This window comes from Pseudomonas sp. OE 28.3, assembly GCF_014268205.2.
Taxonomy (GTDB): Bacteria; Pseudomonadota; Gammaproteobacteria; order Pseudomonadales; family Pseudomonadaceae; genus Aquipseudomonas; species Aquipseudomonas edaphica.
In genome coordinates, this window is sequence record NZ_CP077082.1 from 2109534 (window position 1) to 2126320 (window position 16787).

Below are 16787 nucleotides of genomic sequence, written 5' to 3' on the forward strand. Positions count from 1 at the left end.
GTCAGCTTCGGCTGCACGTCCGCACAGCGGACTCTCCCTTGACGAATCTTTTTCATTCATTCGTTTTCGCAAATCCCCGCCGACAAAGCAGCCAGGGCGACTCTTGAGTCTCAACACGGCATGCGCAGCTTTGGAGCATGGGTCTTTGCGGATGCACTTAGAGGCAGACCCATGACCCAGGAAACCGGCGGCTTCGCCGCTTTTAATCTTAACCCGAACATTCTCGCTGCCGTCATCGCGACCGGCTACGAAGAACCTTCGGCTATTCAGCAGCAATCGATCCCGATCATCATGGCCGGGCAGGACATGATTGGCCAGGCGCAAACCGGTACCGGTAAAACCGCCGCGTTCGCCCTGCCTATCCTGCACTGCATCGATCCTGCCAAGCGCGAGCCGCAAGCCCTGATCCTGGCGCCAACCCGTGAGTTGGCGCTGCAAGTAGCAACCGCTTTTGAAACCTACGCCAAGCAAATGCCAGGCGTAACCGTTGTGGCCGTTTACGGCGGCGCGCCTATGGGCCCACAACTTAAAGCAATCCGTAACGGCGCACAGATCGTTGTCGCCACGCCGGGCCGTCTGTGCGACCACCTGCGTCGTGACGAGAAAGTGCTGTCGACCGTGAACCACCTGGTTCTGGACGAAGCTGACGAAATGTTGAAGCTGGGCTTCATGGATGACCTGGAAGTCATCTTTAAAGCACTGCCACCGACCCGTCAGACCGTACTGTTCTCGGCCACCCTGCCACAGTCGATCCGTGCCATTGCCGAACGCCACCTGCGCGATCCGCAACACGTGAAGATCCAGACCAAGACTCAGACCGTTACCGCGATCGAACAGGCTCACCTGTTGGTTCACGCTGACCAGAAGACCTCGGCTGTATTGAGCCTGCTGGAAGTCGAAGACTTCGACGCCCTGATCATGTTCGTGCGCACCAAGCAAGCGACCCTGGACCTGGCCAGTGCCCTGGAAGCCAAAGGCTACAAAGCCGCTGCGCTGAACGGTGACATTGCCCAGAACCAACGTGAGCGCGTGATCGACTCCCTCAAGGATGGCCGTCTGGACATCGTTGTGGCGACCGACGTCGCCGCCCGTGGCCTCGACGTTCCACGTATCACTCACGTGTTCAACGTTGACATGCCTTACGATCCAGAGTCCTACGTTCACCGTATCGGCCGTACCGGCCGTGCGGGTCGCGAAGGTCGTGCACTGCTGCTGGTGACTCCGCGTGAGCGCCGCATGCTACAAGTGATCGAGCGTGTAACCGGTCAGAAAGTTGCCGAAGTCCGCCTGCCGGATGCCCAGGCCGTTCTCGATGCTCGCATCAAGAAACTGACCAACAGCTTGTCGCCGCTGGTGGCTGACGCTGAATCGACCCACGGCGACCTGCTGGACCGCCTGACTGCCGATATCGGTTGCACCCCACGTGCCCTGGCTGCAGCTCTGCTGCGCAAAGCCACCAACGGTCAGGCCCTGACCCTGGCAGCGATCGAGAAAGAACGCCCACTGGTACCGAACAACGCGCCACGCGGTGATCGTCCAGAGCGTACCGGTGACCGTCCAGACCGTGGTGATCGTGAGCGTCGCGCTCCGGTTCCATTGGCTGAAGGTCGTGCTCGCTGCCGTACCGCGCTGGGCGCGCGTGATGGCATCGCCGCCAAGAACCTGCTGGGCGCTATCCTCAATGAGGGTGGCCTGGCACGTGAAGCCATCGGTCGCATCCAGGTTCGTGACAGCTTCTCCCTGGTGGAGCTGCCGGAAGACGGTCTGGAAAAACTGCTGGCCAAGCTCAAAGACACTCGCGTTGCCGGTAAGCAGCTGAAGCTGCGTCGCTACCGCGAAGATTGATCCGCCTTTGGGCTGATTGATCGCATATAAAAAATCCCCGACTGGTTCGGGGATTTTTTTTGCCTGGCATTTCTTTCGGATCAGCACCCGATCAAATGTGGGAGCTGGCTTGCCTGCGATAGCGGTGTATCAGTGGCAAATAGGCTAACTGAACCACCGCTATCGCAGGCAAGCCAGCTCCCACCTTTAGATCTCTGTTAGCCGAAACGATAGATGTCCATCCCCAGCGCGCCCAAGGTGAACCCCTGATGCGCCACACTGAAATCCCCTCCGGCGCCCCGTGCAAAGTACAACGGCAACAAATGCTCATCGCTGGGATGGCTGCGCACGGCATGCGGCGCCTGGCGGCGGTAGTCGTGCAGGGCCGCTTCATCGTTGGCGGCAAGTTTATCCACCACCCAATCGCGAAAATCCCGCGCCCACGGCTCGATGCTCTCAGGGCCGGCGCGCCAGTTTAGCTCACCCAGGTTATGGGTGATGCTGCCGGAGCCGATCAACAGCACACCCTGTTCACGCAGGCTCGCCAGGGCATGCCCGACTCGGGTTTGCAGCGCCGGGCCCATGCGGCTGGGCAAGGAAACCTGCACCACCGCAATATCCGCCGCCGGGTACATCAGTGACAGCGGCACCCAGGTGCCGTGGTCGAAGGGGCGGCGTTCATCGAGTTGCGCGTCGAGGCCATCGGCTTGCAGCAGCCCGACGATTTGCGCGGCCAGCTGCGGGTTGCCCGGCGCCGGGTACTGCACGGCAAACAGTTCGGGAGGGAACCCACCGAAGTCGTGCCAGGTTTGCGGGGCGGCGCTGCCAGTGACGAGTAATTGGTCGCTTTCCCAATGCGCCGATACCACCACAATCGCTGTTGGCCGTGGCAGTTCAGCCGCCAGACGCCGCAACGCCGGGCCACTGGCGCCGGGTTGCAGGGCAAGCATGGGCGAGCCGTGGGAGATAAACAGGCTGGGGAGCATAAGTCGGGTCCTGAGGGTTAACATAGGCCCATCTTCAATCAGATCATTGATCTAAATCTAATATAAGTTTTAGCGCCTTTTGATCGATTTTTCAGGGTGATTTATGGAGCCTAAGTTTTGGCAAGAGCGCTGGGCGCGCAATCAGATTGGCTTTCACCTGCCTGACGTCAACCCTTACCTGCAACGGCATTAGCCGAAACTGGTACTGCCGGTTGGCGCAAAAGTGCTGGTGCCGTTGTGTGGCAAGAGCCTGGATATGATCTGGCTCGAAAGCCATGGGTATCGCGTAATGGGCGTGGAATTGTCGGAGCAGGCGGTTGAAGCCTTCTTCAATGAGCAATCGTTGACGCCGCATATCCGCCAGCAAGGCGCGTTCAAGGTGTATGCGTCCGGCTTGATCGAGGTGTGGTGCGGCGACTTCTTCGCTGTCGACGCCGAGGCGGTGAGCGATTGCACTGCACTCTATGATCGCGCGGCGTTGATCGCTCTGCCGCCGCTGATGCGGGCGCAATATGCTGAGCATCTGAATACGCTTCTGCGCCCTGGTTGCAAGGGGCTGCTGATCACCCTGGACTATGATCAGACGCAGAAGGCTGGGCCGCCATTTGCGGTGACTGACGAGGAAGTCAGGGTGTTGCTGGGCTTGCGTTGGGGCCTGAATGTACTTGAAAAGCAAGACATCCTGGGCGAGAGCTGGAAGTTTGTGCAGGACGGCGTTACGCGGCTGGAGGAGCGTGTGTATCAACTGACTCTGCGTTGACTATTGCATCGCCATTGCGGGCAAGCCCAGCTCCCACAGTGAATGCGTTCCAATGTGGGAGCCGGGCTTGCCCGCGATGGCGTTATCAGCACCTACAAAAAAGGGGCGATCAAATCGCCCCTTTCTGTGTCGCATCAGCCCCGACGACGCAGCGCGTCGATACGCTCCTCCAGTGGCGGGTGGCTCATGAAGAAGCGGGCAAAGCCTTGCTTGATGCCACCGTTGATGCCAAACGCGGTCAGGCTGTCGGGCATGTGTACCGGCAGGCCCTGTTCAGAGCGCAGGTGTTGCAGCGCTGCGATCATTGCACCGGTGCCGGCCAGGCGGGCGCCGGCTTCGTCTGCGCGGAACTCGCGTTTGCGTGAGAACCACATGGTGATCGCACTGGCCAGGAAGCCCAGCACCACTTCAGCAAAGATGGTCGCCACGAAGTAAGCGATACCACGGCCTTCTTCGTTCTTGAAGATCACCTTGTCGACAAAGTTGCCGATGATCCGTGCGAAGAACATCACGAAGGTGTTCACCACGCCTTGTACCAGCGCCAGGGTGACCATGTCGCCATTGGCTACGTGGCCGATCTCGTGGGCCAGCACGGCCTTCACTTCGTCGTAGGAGAAGCGTTCGAGCATGCCCTGGCTCACCGCAACGAGCGCGTCGTTCTTGTTCCAGCCGGTGGCGAAGGCGTTGGCTTCATAGGCGGGGAAGATCCCGACCTCAGGCATCTTGATGCCGGCCTCGCGGGACAGTTGCTCAACGGTTTGCAGCAACCATTGTTCATGCCGGGTGCGTGGCTGGGTGATGACCTGGGTGCTGGTGCTCATCTTCGCCATCCATTTGGAGATGAACAGCGAAAACAGCGAGCCGGCAAAACCAAAGACCGCACAGAAAACCAGCAGCTGATTGAGGTTCAGATCAACCCCGTTGGCCGCCATGAACCCGTTGAAGCCGAAAAGGCTCAGGGTGATGCTGGCAATCAGCACGACCGCCAGGTTAGTGGCCAAGAACAGCAGGATGCGCATCATGGTTGTAGAGTTCTCCTCATGCTTAATATGTCGCGTACTGCGGGGTATATAAGGTGCGGCCTAAGGTGATTCAACCGAGCGACTATTTCAAACTGTGTCCTACAGCATCAATGTAGAGCCTTGAAGGGAATTTCTGACCTGGAAAGTGACGGGTGATCACCCCGCTCATGCCTTGGCGCCCTGTAATTACAAGGGGTTGACCGGTGCGTGGTGTGCAGCGGCGAGCGAGGAGGGTAGGCAGGCTAGAGAAGTGTTGCCAGATACTCGCTGTACGACCGAATGGCGGTCGTACAGCGACTTTTAGGTTACTGGCGATAGGACTTGAGGAAGTTGCCGATGCGACCAATGGCCATGTCCAGGTCATCCACACGCGGCAAGGTCACCACGCGGAAGTGATCCGGCCACGGCCAGTTGAACGCCGTTCCCTGCACCACCAGCAGCTTTTCCGACAGCAGCAGGTCGAGCACGAATTTCTCGTCGTTGAGGATCGGGCAGACTTTCGGGTCGATGCGTGGGAAGGCATACAACGCGCCCATGGGTTTCACGCAGCTGACGCCCGGGATCGCGTTGAGCAGTTCCCAGGTGCGGTTGCGTTGCTCCAATAGACGGCCCTGGGGCAAGACCAGGTCGTTGATGCTCTGGTAGCCGCCGAGAGCGGTCTGGATCGCATGTTGGCTCGGCACGTTGGCGCACAGGCGCATATTGGCCAGCATGTCGATGCCTTCGATGTAGCTCTGGGCATTGTGCTTGGGGCCTGAGATGGCGATCCAGCCGGAGCGGAAACCCGCCACCCGGTAGGACTTGGACAGGCCATTGAAGGTCAGGCACAGCAGGTCCGGTGCCAGGGAGCCGGTGCAGATGTGCACGGCGTCGTCGTAGAGGATCTTGTCGTAGATCTCGTCGGAGAACACCACCAGGTTGTGCTGGCGCGCCAGTTCGAGCATGCCCAGCAACACTTCTTTGGAATAGACGGCGCCGGTGGGGTTGTTCGGGTTGATGATCACCAGGGCCTTGGTGTTCGGGGTGATCTTGGCCTTGATGTCGGCCAGGTCCGGGAACCAGTCCGCGCCTTCATCGCACAGGTAGTGCACCGGGTGGCCGCCGGCGAGGGTCACGGCAGCGGTCCACAGCGGGTAGTCGGGCGCCGGCACCAGCACTTCATCGCCATTGTTGAGCAAGGCCTGCATGGACATCACGATCAGCTCGGACACGCCATTACCCAGGTAGATGTCTTCGATGCCGACACCTTCGACCTGCTTTTGCTGGTAGTACTGCATCACGGCTTTACGCGCGCTGAACAGGCCCTTGGAGTCGCTGTAGCCCTGGGCTGTCGGCAGGTTGCGGATCACGTCCTGGAGGATTTCGTCCGGCGCTTCGAAACCAAAAGGCGCCGGGTTGCCAATGTTCAGCTTGAGGATGCGATGGCCTTCCTCTTCCAGGCGTTTGGCGTGCTTGAGCACCGGGCCGCGAATGTCGTAGCAGACGTTGGCGAGCTTGTTCGATTTGCTGACCTGCATGGCGATGTGATCCTGAAAATGAACGATCCAGACGGCGTGGACACTACCGTACTGCGAAACCTGCGGGGCTCGCACCCATAAATACGTTTGAATGCCGGTAGCGCGGGTGCCAGACTGGCGTTTTGAAGAGGCGCAATCATACGTGCCGCCTGATCCATGGAAAAGACACAGATCAGGGTTTTTCAGTTGCCGAGGTGTATCGATGGATAAGTTGCAGAAAACCGTTGAAGAATGGAAGGCGATGCTCGATCCGGAGCAGTACAACGTGTGCCGTCTCAAAGGCACCGAGCGACCTTTCAGCGGCAAATACAATGCCACCAAGACTGATGGCGTGTACCACTGCATTTGCTGCAATGAGCCGCTGTTCGATTCCACCACCAAGTTTGATTCCGGCTGCGGCTGGCCGAGTTTCTACGCGCCGATTGCCGACAGCGCGATGATCGAGATCCGTGACATCAGCCACGGCATGATCCGCACCGAAGTCACCTGTGCCAAGTGCGACGCGCACCTGGGGCATGTGTTCCCGGACGGTCCGCCGCCCACCGGCCTGCGTTACTGCATCAACTCGGTGTGCCTGGACCTCGTTCCACGCTGACTGATCGTTCCCACGCTCCGCGTGGGAACGCCTCCTGTGGCGCTTCGCGTCACGACTTTAGAAGCGGACGCAGAGCGTTCTGGGCTGCATTCCCACGCGGAGCGTGGGAACGATCTATGCGCAGGCATCACTGCGGTCAATTAAATTGCACGCAATTGAATTGCCGACTATCTTTATAGCTCTTTCTCCGTATCCGAGGCGCTGCCATGAGCGACAACCTGCTGAGCATCCCGTGCACCACCATCAAGGGTGAGCAAAAGACCTTGGCCGATTTTGCCGGCAAGGCCATTTTGGTGGTCAACACCGCCAGCAAATGTGGTTTCACCCCACAATACAAAGGCCTGGAGCAGGTTTGGCAGCAGTACAAGGACCAGGGTCTGGTGGTGCTGGGCTTTCCCTGCAATCAGTTCGGCAAACAGGAGCCAGGCAACGAAGGGGCGATTTCCGAGTTCTGCGAGCTGAACTTCGGCGTCAGCTTCCCGCTGTTCAAGAAGATCGACGTGAATGGCAGCGACGCCCACCCACTGTTCGTGCAACTTAAAAAACAAGCGCCGGGGCTGCTGGGCTCCAAAGGTATCAAGTGGAACTTCACCAAATTTCTGATCGGCCGTGATGGCAAGGTGGTCAAGCGTTTTGCCCCGACCACCAAGCCCGAAGCCCTGACCCAAGAGATTGAAGCCCTGCTCAAATGACCGACTTGCCCCGCGTGTCCCTGGCGCTGGACGACCAGCTGTGTTTCAAGCTCTATGCCGCGTCCCGAGCGGTGACGCGGGCTTACAAGCCCATGCTCGATCAGTTGGGCCTGACCTACCCGCAATACCTGGCGATGCTGGTGTTGTGGGAATGGCACTGCGCGACCCCAACGCAACCCACGGTCAAGGCCCTGGGCGAGCGCCTGATGCTGGACTCTGGCACGCTGACGCCGCTGCTTAAGCGCCTGGAACAGCTGGCGCTGGTGCAGCGCCGGCGCAGCGCGCTGGATGAGCGCGAGGTGCATCTGAGCCTGAGCCCCGCGGGCGTACAGTTGCGCGACCAGGCCCATGCCCTGAAAACCCGGCTGCTGTGCGACAGCGGTGTCGACCTGAACCAGGCCGACGTGTTGCGCAATGGTCTGGACGAGCTGCTGGCGCAGATCAAAAACTTGTCGAGTTCGGCACCCACAGGTCCAGCAGGGCTTTGAGCTCTTCGCGGCGAAACGGTTTGGCCAGGTAGTCATCCATTCCCGCCGCCCGGCAGCGCTCGCGTTCTTCCGCCAGGGCGTTGGCGGTCAGGGCGACGATAGGCAGCTCCGGCCAGCGCCCGCTGCGGCGAATCTGCCGGCTGGCCTCGTAGCCGTCCATCACCGGCATATTGCAGTCCATCAACACCATGTCGAAGCGCTGCTCCTCCAGCAACTTGAGCGCCTCGCCGCCATGGGCAGCCACAATCACTTCGCAGCCGAGCTTGCTGAGCATGCCCTTGGCTACCAATTGATTGACCGGGTTGTCCTCCACCAGCAGGATGCGCGCGCGATGTGCCAGGGGCACGGCTTCTATCTGGACAGGGTCGAGGATCAGTTGCGCCTCGCTGCGCAGGTTGCGCTGCAGAATCTGATACAGCGCGTTGCGGCTCAACGGGCGTGCCTGTTGCTGCAGCGGCATCAGAGCCGCGACTTCTTCGCTGGGCATGAAGTTGCCATAGGCCGTCACCAGCAGGATCGGCGCGCTGATGCCAGGGCGCAGGCGGAACAGGCACTCCGGGCAATCGGTGATCAGCAGGTCGGGGGCCAGCCCGGTCAGGTCGTCATCCTGGGAGTAGCAGCGCAGCGCCAGCCCCCAAGCCGGCAGCAAGGTGCCGAGCAATTCCGCCAGGCCACTCCCGGTGTTGGTGATGGCGATGACTTCGCCCAACAGCGGCGCTTGTCGTGCGGCCGGCAAATGTGTGGGCAGCGGCAGGTCGGCGCAGAACTGGCTGCCAAAACCGACTTCCGAGCTGATGCTCAAGCGGCCCTTCATCGCTTCACACAGGTTATGCGTCAACGCCAGCCCCAGCCCGGTGCCGCCGAACTGGCGTGTGATACCCGCACCGGCCTGGGTAAACGGCTGGAATATTTTCACCTGCGCTTCCTGGGCAATGCCGATGCCGGTGTCACAGACTTCGATTTTTACCCGGCCACCCTCGGCACTGAGGCGCACGTCCACACGCCCGAAGCGGGTGAACTTCAAGGCATTGGAAAGCAGGTTGCTGACGATTTGCCGCACCCGTGTCGGGTCGCCAATGACTTGCGCAGGAAACAGCGGGTCGATCAGGCAGGTCAACTCGACACTCGGCGCCGCGTTCTGCGACAGCAGGTTGGCGGTGTCTTCCACCAATGAGCCGAGGTCGAACGGGATGCGTTCGAGCTCCAACTGGCCGGCGTCGAATTTCGACAGGTCGAGGATATCGTTGAGCAGTTCCACCAGCACCTTGCCCGAATCGTGGGCGATGGACAGTTGCTGGCGTTGTTCGGCGTTCAGCGGGCTGTCGAGCGACAGCGCGATCATGCCCAGCAAGCCATTGAGCGGCGTGCGGATCTCATGGCTCATATTGGCCAGGAACGCGGCGCGCGCCTGGGCCATGGCCAGGGCGGTCAATTTGGCGGCTTCGAGTTCATCGTTGGATTGGCTCAAGCGCTGGTTGCTGGCCTTAAGCTCCAGAGTGCGTGCCGAGACGATATCTTCCAGTTGGCCCAGGTACTCGGTGAGGCGGTCCTCGGCATGGCGCCGTTGCTGGATTTCGGTCTGCATGTTTTCGAATTGCTGGTTGGCGACGTTCACCAGCACGCCGATTTCATCGTTTTCGTGACCTGGCGGGCAATCCAGGCGAGCCTGCTTGCTGGTGCTCAGGGCACGGATGATGCGCACCAGTGGCTGGGTCAGCATCACGTAGAACAGGCCCAGCAGAATGCCTGTCAGCAGCAGGCTGCGGGCGAACCCGTTGAGCAAGGTTATCTCGGCGCGGTGCAGGAAACGGCTGCCAAAGGCGTAGGTGTCGACGTCCAGGCGCAGCACGCCGAGGGAATCCTCGGGCATGTGGCTCAGGAACAGTCGATCTTCAAACAAGCGGTTGGCGCCAAACAGGAAGTCACTGATGGGCCGGTAGGCGCTCTCTTTGCGCGGCCGGTTCACGTCGGCCAGTACCACGCCATTGTTATCGACCAGTTGCGCGTGGGTAATGGCCGGCGAGTGCAACAGGCCCAGGGTCAGTTCCTGGGCAAGTTCGGCATCAATGTTGTAGGCGATACGTGAGGCAGGGTTATGGCTGATTTCGATCAGTGAGCGTATTTCACGGTTGATCGAGGCGTCTTCGCTGGCATAATCAATGCCGATTTGGATCAGGCTGAGCAAGGTTCCCAAGACGAAACCGACCAGCACAGTCAATCGAGCTTGTTTATAAGACAAGCGGTGGGCGAACTTGATATCCATCGGGTGTTGAACCACTTCACGTTTCCCTTCGCCCGGCAAGCATAGCTGAACATCCACAGGCTTTGGCTTGGCCGGCATGAATCGTTTTATACGCAGCCTCGTGGGGTCTGCCACAGGGTTGCCAATACGCCATCTTTTGCAAGAACTTGCCAGAGGAATAATCGTGGATTCTCGATTGAATGCCTTTCTTGAGCGGGCCGATGCGGTCCTTGCGCGCCTGGAACCGCTGTTACCTGCACCGCGCCAAGCCATCGATTGGAATAACTGCCTCGCCGCCCGTTGGCAGCGCGAAGGCCGTACTGGCTTTTTGCTCCCGCTGGAAGTGAGCCTGGACATGCGCCTGTCCGACCTTATCGGCGTGGACAAGCAACGTGAGCAACTGGCTCGCAACACTCAGCAATTTCTCGATGGCCTGCCCGCCAACCATGCGTTGCTGTGGGGCTCGCGCGGCACCGGCAAATCTTCCATGGTGCGTGCTTTGCTGGCCCAGCATGCCAAGGCCGGTTTGCGCCTGATTGAAATCGAGCGCGATCACCTGGCTGACCTGCCGCGCGTGGTCGAGCAACTGCTCAAGCTGCCGCAACGGTTCATCCTGTTCTGTGACGACCTGTCTTTCGAAGCGGGTGAGGGCGATTATCGCGTACTCAAGAGCGTACTGGACGGCTCCCTTGAGCAAGCGCCGGAAAATGTGTTGCTGTATGCCACCTCCAACCGTCGTCACCTGGTGCCGGAAAACCAGAGCGACAACGACAATTGGAAGCGCGTGGACGGTGAGTTGCACCCCAGCGAGGCGGTGGAAGACAAGATCGCCTTGTCCGACCGTTTTGGCCTGTGGCTGTCGTTCTATCCGTTCAGCCAGGAACACTTCCTGGATGTGGTCGAACACTGGATCGGCGAACTGGCCAGCAAGGCCGGCTTGCAGTGGCAGCGTGATGAAGCCCTCGACATCCTGGCCGTGCGCTGGGCCACCGGGCGTGGCAACCGCAACGGCCGTTGCGCGTATCAATTCGCCCGTTACTGGGTGGGTCTCAAGTTGTTGGAGCGTCAACCATGATCGATTTACAACAGGCCGGCACCGGCCTGGATGGCTACGCCATGCTCTGCGCGCAGCTGGAATCGCTGCTCGCCGATGAGCGTGACTTTATCGCCAACAGTGCGCAGTTCTCGGCGTTCCTGTTCAACCAGTTGGACGACTTGAACTGGGCGGGCTTCTACCTCAATCGCAATGAAGAACTGGTGCTTGGCCCGTTCCAGGGCCAGATCGCTTGCGTGCGTATTCCCTTCGGTCGTGGCGTCTGCGGTGCGGCGGCGGCATCCCGGCAAACCCAGCGGGTAGAAGATGTGCATGCGTTCCCAGGCCATATTGCCTGTGACAGTGCCTCCAACAGCGAACTGGTGGTGCCATTGGTCAAGGATGGCCTACTGGTGGGTGTCCTGGATCTGGACAGCCCGTCGCTGGCCCGTTTTACCGCGCAGGACCAGGCGGGCATCGAGCAGTTGGCGGCGATTTTCCTGCGGTTGACCGACTGCTGATCCCGCAGGAGAGGGTCGGCCGCCGTTATTGGCTGTCCAGCTTATGGAGCTGCACTTGCAACGTCCTCTCCAGCTCCAGCATGAGTTTTTCCAGGGCCTTGACCCCCATGTCTATCGTGGGGCGCTCCTCGTTGCGGGCGCAGGCCAGCTCCAGTGCTTCGCATTGCGCGGCCAATGCACTTGCCTGGACGATGCGCGCGGCGCCCTTGATCTTGTGGGCTTGCTCAATGATCGCCTGGGGCGCTGCCTGGCGGGCCATCAAGGCCACCAGGTCCTCGCGGTCCTGACGGCTGCTGCTTAACAGTTGCGCAAGCAAACGCTGGCTCAACTGCGGGTCGCCTCCGGTCAGTGCGTCCAGGCAATCGAGTTCCAGCCGCTGGCCGCTGGATCGGGGTTTGATCTGCGCCAGTTGCTGCTCCAGTGCAGTGAGGCTGATGGGCTTGAACAGGCAGTCATTCATGCCCGCCTGCGCACAGCGAAGTTTCTCCTCGGGTTGGGCATTGGCGGTGAAACCGAGGATTACGCAGGGCACCTGCTGTTCTCGCTGCTCGTATTCACGGATCGAACGGCTCAGCTCATAGCCATTCATGATGGGCATGTTGCAATCGGCAATCACCAGGTCGAAGTGCTCCTGGCGCCAGGCCTGAAACCCGGCGGCGCCATGTTGGGCTGCCGTGAACTGGTGCCCGAGGTAACCTAATTGCTGGCACATCAGCAAACGGTTCGCCGGGTGGTCGTCCACTACCAGCACATTGAGCACCGCCGCGGCTGTTGGCGCCTGAGACTTGAGCTCGTCCAGCGCTTCAATGGGCTTGAGGCAGGTCATCTTCAGGCTGACCTGCACTTGAGTGCCCACCATTGGCACGCTGCTCAGGCTCAGTTGCCCACCCATCATCTCGCACAGGCTGCGACAGATCACCAGCCCCAGGCCCGCTCCGCTCCTGGCCAGGTGCCCGGAGTTGTCCGCCTGGGCAAAGGGTTCGAACAGGCGCAATTGGTCGTCCCGGCTGATGCCGATGCCTGTGTCCTCGACCACCAGCTTCATCTGCACCTCTTGGGGCTGCTCGGTGGCTTGCACCTGCACCTTGATCTTCACCTGCCCGCGCTCGGTGAACTTGATCGCGTTGCTGACCAGGTTGGACAGCACCTGCTTGAAGCGCAGCGGGTCTATCAGCACGGCGGTGTTGTCGAGGTTGGGGTCGAATTCGAGTAACAGGCTGAGGGTTTTCTGGCGGGCCAGACCATCGAAGACGCGCACCACCGATTCGATCACTTCGCGCAGGTTCACGCGCTCGGGAGCCAGGCTCAGGCGGCCGGATTCGATACGTGCAATGTCGAGGATATCGCCGATCAGCTCCAGCAGGTCCTTGGCCGAGTTGTAGGCCACTTCGATAGCCGGACGGTCGAGATGGCCCTGATCGGCGCGCTTGAGCGTCAGTTCCAGCATCCCGATCACGGCATTCATCGGCGTGCGGATTTCATGGCTCATGGTGGCGAGGAAGGTGCTTTTGGCGCGGTTCGCCTCGTCGGCGCGTTCCTTGGCAGTGCGCAACTCGTCGAACAGTTGGCGCCGGTCACTGATATCGATCCAGCCACCGATGATGCCCTGGACTTCGCCGTCCGAGTCGCGATAGGGCAGGATCCAGTGGTAGATCGTGAGTTTTTTGCCGTGAATGTGCAGGGTGCGATCAAGGATCAGCGGAGTGCCTTCCACCACCACCCGTTGGTAGTCGGCATGGTACTGCGCGGCTTCAGGCGCCAGGGCCATGTCCATTTGCACCACACTCTTGCCGATGACCTCTTCGCGTTTGACCCCGAACACTTGCAGGTAGCTGTCATTGCAGGTCTGCAACAGGCCCTTGCGATCACGCACATAGATTGGGTGCGGTGTTTCATTAACCAGTGCGCGCATGAACTCGAACTGGTCATTGAGGGCGCGCTCGGCCATTTTGCGGTGCTTGATCTGGCGGCGCATGTAGGCGTTCCAGGTCAGGGAAATCAGCAGCAGCAACCCGGTGCCAATGATGATTTGCGCAATCAGTTGGTGGTAATTGCGCCAGTAACTGTCCGAGGCTGGCGTGTAACCGCGCCAGCGGCTGTTGATCACGCCCATTTCGTCCGGGGCAATGCTCAGCAGCGCCTTGTCCAGGATTGAGCTCAGTTCGACGGCACCGCGCGGCGTGGCCAGGGCGAAGGTGGCGGGCAGCGTGCCAATGCTGGCGCTGATCTGCAGTTTGTCCTGGAACACCTGGGAGGCCAGGAAATAGTTGGCGATGACCAGTGAGTTCACTGCCCCGTCCACGCTTCCCTGAGCCAGCATTTCCGAGGCCTTGAAGGTATCGCTGACTTCCACCAGGCGAATCTGTGGGAAGTTTTCTTGCAAGGTTTTTTCCAGCGGGTTACCGAGGGTGATTGCCAGGCGCTTGCCTGCCATCTGCTCCAGGTTTGTGGCCGCGTCGGGCTCCTTGCGGGTCAGCAGGACGTAGGAGTTTTCCAGGTACGGGCGGCTGAAGCTGAGCTGAACCTCGCGTTCGGTGCTGGGGACGATGGCCCCGATGATATCGGCTTTACCCGCGGTGAGCTGCTCGATCATCGTGCTGACTTCGCGACTGCGCTGTATTTCAAAACGCAGGCCGGTGCGCAGGCGGATCAGTTCCAGCAGGTCGGCGGTAATACCGCGAAAGTTGCCGTCGGCATCGAAGAACGTCAGCGGCGCGAACGTCTCATTGACCACGACTTTTACCACCGGGTGATCTTTGAGCCAGCGCTCTTCACGCTGGGTCAGTTGCAGTTTCTTGTCGGTCAGCAAGATGTCGCTGCCGGCGCTCCAGCGCTTGGCAATGCTGTCTCGTTCATTAACGGGGACGGCCGTCAGCACCGCGTCGACGATGCTCTGTAGAACCTCCTGATCGTGACGCAAGGCGAAGCTGAACCCATAGGCTTCATGCTTGCCGAAGTTGGCCATGTGGATATTTTTGAGGTAGCCCTTGTTGATCATGTAATGGGTGGAAATAGTGTCCCCCAGAAACACATCCGCCTGATCGAACGCCACGGCATTGAGCGCGTTTTGATAGGAAGGAAAGGCGCGGATATCCGCCTGCGGGTATAACTTTTCCACTTCGTTCAGCGGCAGGTAGTGATAAACAAGGCTCAAGCGCAGGCCGGCCAGACCATCGCTTAAACTGCGCGTTTCACCTTCGCGGGTCACCAGTACGGGCTGGTCCACCGCATACGGCTGCGACAGGATGAGTTTCGGGTTGGCGGCCTCAAAGCCATTGGATGAGCCCAGCAGGTCGATTTCCCCGGTTTCCAGCGCATGGATCGCGGCTTCTCGTGTCGGATAACGCAATACCTTGACGGGCAGGGCCATGGCTTTGGCCAGCAGCCCTGCGTAATCGGCGGTCAGGCCTTCATAGTCGCGACCGCTGGAGGTGAGGTCGAAGGGCGGATAGTCGGGTGCCGAGGTGCCCAGTACCAGCTCGCGTTTGTACATTAGCCACTGGCGCTGGGTCTTATCCAGCTGAATATCGAGTTGAACGGTACCCGCGCGGCTCAATAAGGTGAAGTGTTCCGGTCCGATTTGAGGGGCCGCGGGCACGGTAGTGCTCAAGCACAGGCCGGCCAATAATATAATCAGATAGTCCTTTATACGCCTTGGCATCCGCTTTCTCACACTAGCGCGTTTCGTTTTGCCATCTCGATAAGTTCTACCAAGGACTTGGCTTTAAGTTTTTGCATCAGCCTTTTTTTGTAGGTACTTACTGTCTTGTTACTTAGAAACATACCTTTGGCGATTTCTTTGTTTGTACGACCTTGTGCAAAAAGTTGCAGCACCATCAGTTCCCGGTCGTTCACGGCCTTGAATAACTCAAGTTCCAGTGCGTCCTTGCTGTCGGCGCCATTGGAATTGAGTGCCTGGCTGGGGAAGTAGTTGTAGCCAGACAGTACCGCACGAATGGCACTCAGCAGTTCGCTCAGGTCGCCTTCCTTGCACACATAGCCGTCTGCGCCCGAGCGCATGCAGCGGGTGGCAAACAACGTCGGGCTCTGGGCCGTCAGGATCAGGGTTTTCATCGAGGTGTTCATCGCGTTGAATCGGCAGAGCACTTCGAGGCCGTCGAGTTTTGGAATACTGATGTCCAGGATGATCAGGTCGGGCAGGCATTCGCGAACCATTTGTATCGCGTCACAACCGTTGTCCGTTTCGCCAACGATTTTATAACCTTCGTGTTCCAGCAACATGCGAATCGCCAGCCTGATAACCGGGTGATCATCAATGATAAAAACCGTGTTCATAATCATATTCCATGCAAGTGCAAATAAAGCGGGCACATTAGCTCAGAAGAAGAGGGAGGAGGACGAGCGTTGGGGGGAGTAGATATAAAACAGGAGAATTCCTACATAATAAAAGGTAACGACCTACGGTTCGATAAGGCTTTGCGTCGTCGGATGTAAGTAATAGTTGGATCAGTAAGCCTTGGAGCCGTGCCTGGGATTCGGCGATGGTTTTGCGGCGATTGTTTACCGGTGAACGGTGTTTATAGTCCTACAGTTATAACGAGAGCAGTGGCGCAATCAACTCTGTCAGTGCATCTTTATTCAGGGGCTTCAATAAATAACCAAGCAGGGGCAGCCCGCGCCGCCGGGCCTGGAGTGTCAGGTTGGACAACTCTGTTGCGGGCAGCCCGCTCAACAGGATTGCGCCGGTGATGAAGTGTTGGCGGCTGGCAATGTCTACCAGTTCCAGCCCAGGCAGGTCAGGCAGGCATTGATCGCACAGCATCAAGTCAAAGGGGCGGGTGGCGCAAGACATCGAGCGGATCGCCTGCTCGGCATTTTCCGCAAGGGTCAGTTGTTCGAAACCGAAGCTTTTGAGCAGGCACTGCGTGGCCAGGAGTTGAAAGGGATGATCCTCCACCAATAGGATTCGAAGACGGGGTATGGGCATAGAAGGCACATGGCTCAGTCAGAGGGGCGTGACGTAGGAATTGCGTGTCGGGTTCGCAAGAAGCGTGCTCGATTATTCCTCGAGCGGATGTGCGAATTCGATCAGGCCGCTCTGTTCCCGTCGTAGGTAAAGTCTGTACGGGACGCAGGCGGCATAACC

13 protein-coding genes and 1 pseudogene are annotated in these 16787 nt (G+C 59.4%); 7 read left to right on the forward strand and 7 right to left on the reverse strand.

Annotation, left to right across the window (positions count from 1 at the left end):
* The first annotated feature begins 171 nt into the window (after window positions 1-171).
* On the forward strand, window positions 172-1845 hold the full coding sequence (locus HU759_RS09590) for a DEAD/DEAH box helicase (RefSeq protein ID WP_017136163.1): 1674 nt from the start codon (window positions 172-174) through the stop codon (window positions 1843-1845).
* A 197-nt stretch (window positions 1846-2042) separates the two neighbouring features.
* Here the strand turns inward: HU759_RS09590 and HU759_RS09595 are convergent, their stop codons facing one another.
* Window positions 2043-2810 (reverse strand): class III extradiol ring-cleavage dioxygenase, encoded by a 768-nt coding sequence (locus HU759_RS09595; RefSeq protein WP_170038977.1) that lies wholly within the window; start codon window positions 2808-2810, stop codon window positions 2043-2045.
* A 103-nt stretch (window positions 2811-2913) separates the two neighbouring features.
* Between HU759_RS09595 and HU759_RS09600 the strand changes: the two are divergent.
* Window positions 2914-3570: pseudogene (locus HU759_RS09600) on the forward strand (thiopurine S-methyltransferase).
* Window positions 3571-3704: 134 nt separating this feature from the next.
* Here HU759_RS09600 and htpX read toward each other — a convergent pair.
* The gene (htpX, locus tag HU759_RS09605) at window positions 3705-4592 is read right to left on the reverse strand and encodes a protease HtpX (protein WP_017136167.1); all 888 of its coding nucleotides are present in this window, start codon (window positions 4590-4592) and stop codon (window positions 3705-3707) included.
* Between the two features lie 305 nt (window positions 4593-4897).
* Window positions 4898-6109, reverse strand: a complete 1212-nt coding sequence (locus tag HU759_RS09610) for a pyridoxal phosphate-dependent aminotransferase (protein ID WP_017136168.1) — start codon at window positions 6107-6109, stop codon at window positions 4898-4900.
* Between the two features lie 202 nt (window positions 6110-6311).
* On the opposite strand from HU759_RS09610, the gene msrB reads away from it, so the two are divergent.
* The 3 genes from msrB (at window position 6312) to HU759_RS09625 (ending at window position 7884) form a co-directional block, all read left to right on the forward strand.
* Window positions 6312-6704, forward strand: coding sequence for a peptide-methionine (R)-S-oxide reductase MsrB (gene msrB, locus HU759_RS09615; RefSeq protein ID WP_017136169.1), 393 nt, complete (start codon window positions 6312-6314; stop codon window positions 6702-6704).
* A gap of 206 nt (window positions 6705-6910) precedes the next feature.
* Window positions 6911-7396, forward strand: coding sequence for a glutathione peroxidase (locus tag HU759_RS09620; RefSeq protein ID WP_099549066.1), 486 nt, complete (start codon window positions 6911-6913; stop codon window positions 7394-7396).
* Window positions 7393-7884 (forward strand): MarR family transcriptional regulator, encoded by a 492-nt coding sequence (locus tag HU759_RS09625; protein ID WP_017136171.1) that lies wholly within the window; start codon window positions 7393-7395, stop codon window positions 7882-7884. The genes HU759_RS09620 and HU759_RS09625 overlap by 4 nt, the downstream gene beginning before the upstream one ends.
* Here HU759_RS09625 and HU759_RS09630 read toward each other — a convergent pair.
* Entirely contained in the window at window positions 7838-10147 is a 2310-nt protein-coding gene (locus HU759_RS09630; protein WP_170038982.1) for a response regulator, read from the reverse strand. The two genes, HU759_RS09625 and HU759_RS09630, sit on opposite strands and share 47 nt — an antisense overlap.
* Before the next feature lie 163 nt (window positions 10148-10310).
* Between HU759_RS09630 and HU759_RS09635 the strand changes: the two genes are divergently transcribed.
* Entirely contained in the window at window positions 10311-11201 is an 891-nt protein-coding gene (locus tag HU759_RS09635) for an ATP-binding protein (RefSeq protein WP_017136173.1), read from the forward strand.
* Window positions 11198-11680, forward strand: coding sequence for a GAF domain-containing protein (locus HU759_RS09640; RefSeq protein ID WP_017136174.1), 483 nt, complete (start codon window positions 11198-11200; stop codon window positions 11678-11680). The genes HU759_RS09635 and HU759_RS09640 overlap by 4 nt, the downstream gene beginning before the upstream one ends.
* Window positions 11681-11705: 25 nt before the next feature.
* On the opposite strand, the gene HU759_RS09645 is transcribed toward HU759_RS09640, so the two are convergent.
* The 3 genes from HU759_RS09645 to HU759_RS09655 all read right to left on the reverse strand — a co-directional run bounded on the left by HU759_RS09645 (window position 11706) and on the right by HU759_RS09655 (window position 16628).
* A complete protein-coding gene (locus HU759_RS09645) occupies window positions 11706-15341 on the reverse strand; it encodes a transporter substrate-binding domain-containing protein (protein WP_170038985.1) in 3636 nt (1211 codons plus the stop codon).
* An 8-nt stretch (window positions 15342-15349) separates the two neighbouring features.
* Complete coding sequence (locus tag HU759_RS09650; protein WP_017136176.1) at window positions 15350-15976, reverse strand: response regulator transcription factor; 627 nt, start codon at window positions 15974-15976, stop codon at window positions 15350-15352.
* A gap of 256 nt (window positions 15977-16232) precedes the next feature.
* Window positions 16233-16628: a response regulator gene (locus HU759_RS09655; RefSeq protein WP_017136177.1), complete on the reverse strand. Its 396-nt coding sequence runs from the start codon at window positions 16626-16628 to the stop codon at window positions 16233-16235.
* Between the last annotated feature and the right edge of the window lie 159 nt (window positions 16629-16787).

Bases quoted from the DNA above. Each gene is read 5' to 3' on its own strand.
- HU759_RS09625 (WP_017136171.1), top strand. From the start codon at position 7,393: ATGACCGACTTGCCCCGCGTGTCCCTGGCGCTGGACGACCAGCTGTGT.
- HU759_RS09590 (WP_017136163.1), top strand. From the start codon at position 172: ATGACCCAGGAAACCGGCGGCTTCGCCGCTTTTAATCTTAACCCGAAC.
- HU759_RS09650 (WP_017136176.1), bottom strand. From the start codon at position 15,976: ATGAACACGGTTTTTATCATTGATGATCACCCGGTTATCAGGCTGGCG.
- HU759_RS09645 (WP_170038985.1), bottom strand. From the start codon at position 15,341: ATGCCAAGGCGTATAAAGGACTATCTGATTATATTATTGGCCGGCCTG.
- HU759_RS09640 (WP_017136174.1), top strand. From the start codon at position 11,198: ATGATCGATTTACAACAGGCCGGCACCGGCCTGGATGGCTACGCCATG.
- msrB (WP_017136169.1), top strand. From the start codon at position 6,312: ATGGATAAGTTGCAGAAAACCGTTGAAGAATGGAAGGCGATGCTCGAT.
- HU759_RS09610 (WP_017136168.1), bottom strand. From the start codon at position 6,109: ATGCAGGTCAGCAAATCGAACAAGCTCGCCAACGTCTGCTACGACATT.
- HU759_RS09620 (WP_099549066.1), top strand. From the start codon at position 6,911: ATGAGCGACAACCTGCTGAGCATCCCGTGCACCACCATCAAGGGTGAG.
- HU759_RS09655 (WP_017136177.1), bottom strand. From the start codon at position 16,628: ATGCCCATACCCCGTCTTCGAATCCTATTGGTGGAGGATCATCCCTTT.
- htpX (WP_017136167.1), bottom strand. From the start codon at position 4,592: ATGATGCGCATCCTGCTGTTCTTGGCCACTAACCTGGCGGTCGTGCTG.
- HU759_RS09630 (WP_170038982.1), bottom strand. From the start codon at position 10,147: ATGGATATCAAGTTCGCCCACCGCTTGTCTTATAAACAAGCTCGATTG.
- HU759_RS09595 (WP_170038977.1), bottom strand. From the start codon at position 2,810: ATGCTCCCCAGCCTGTTTATCTCCCACGGCTCGCCCATGCTTGCCCTG.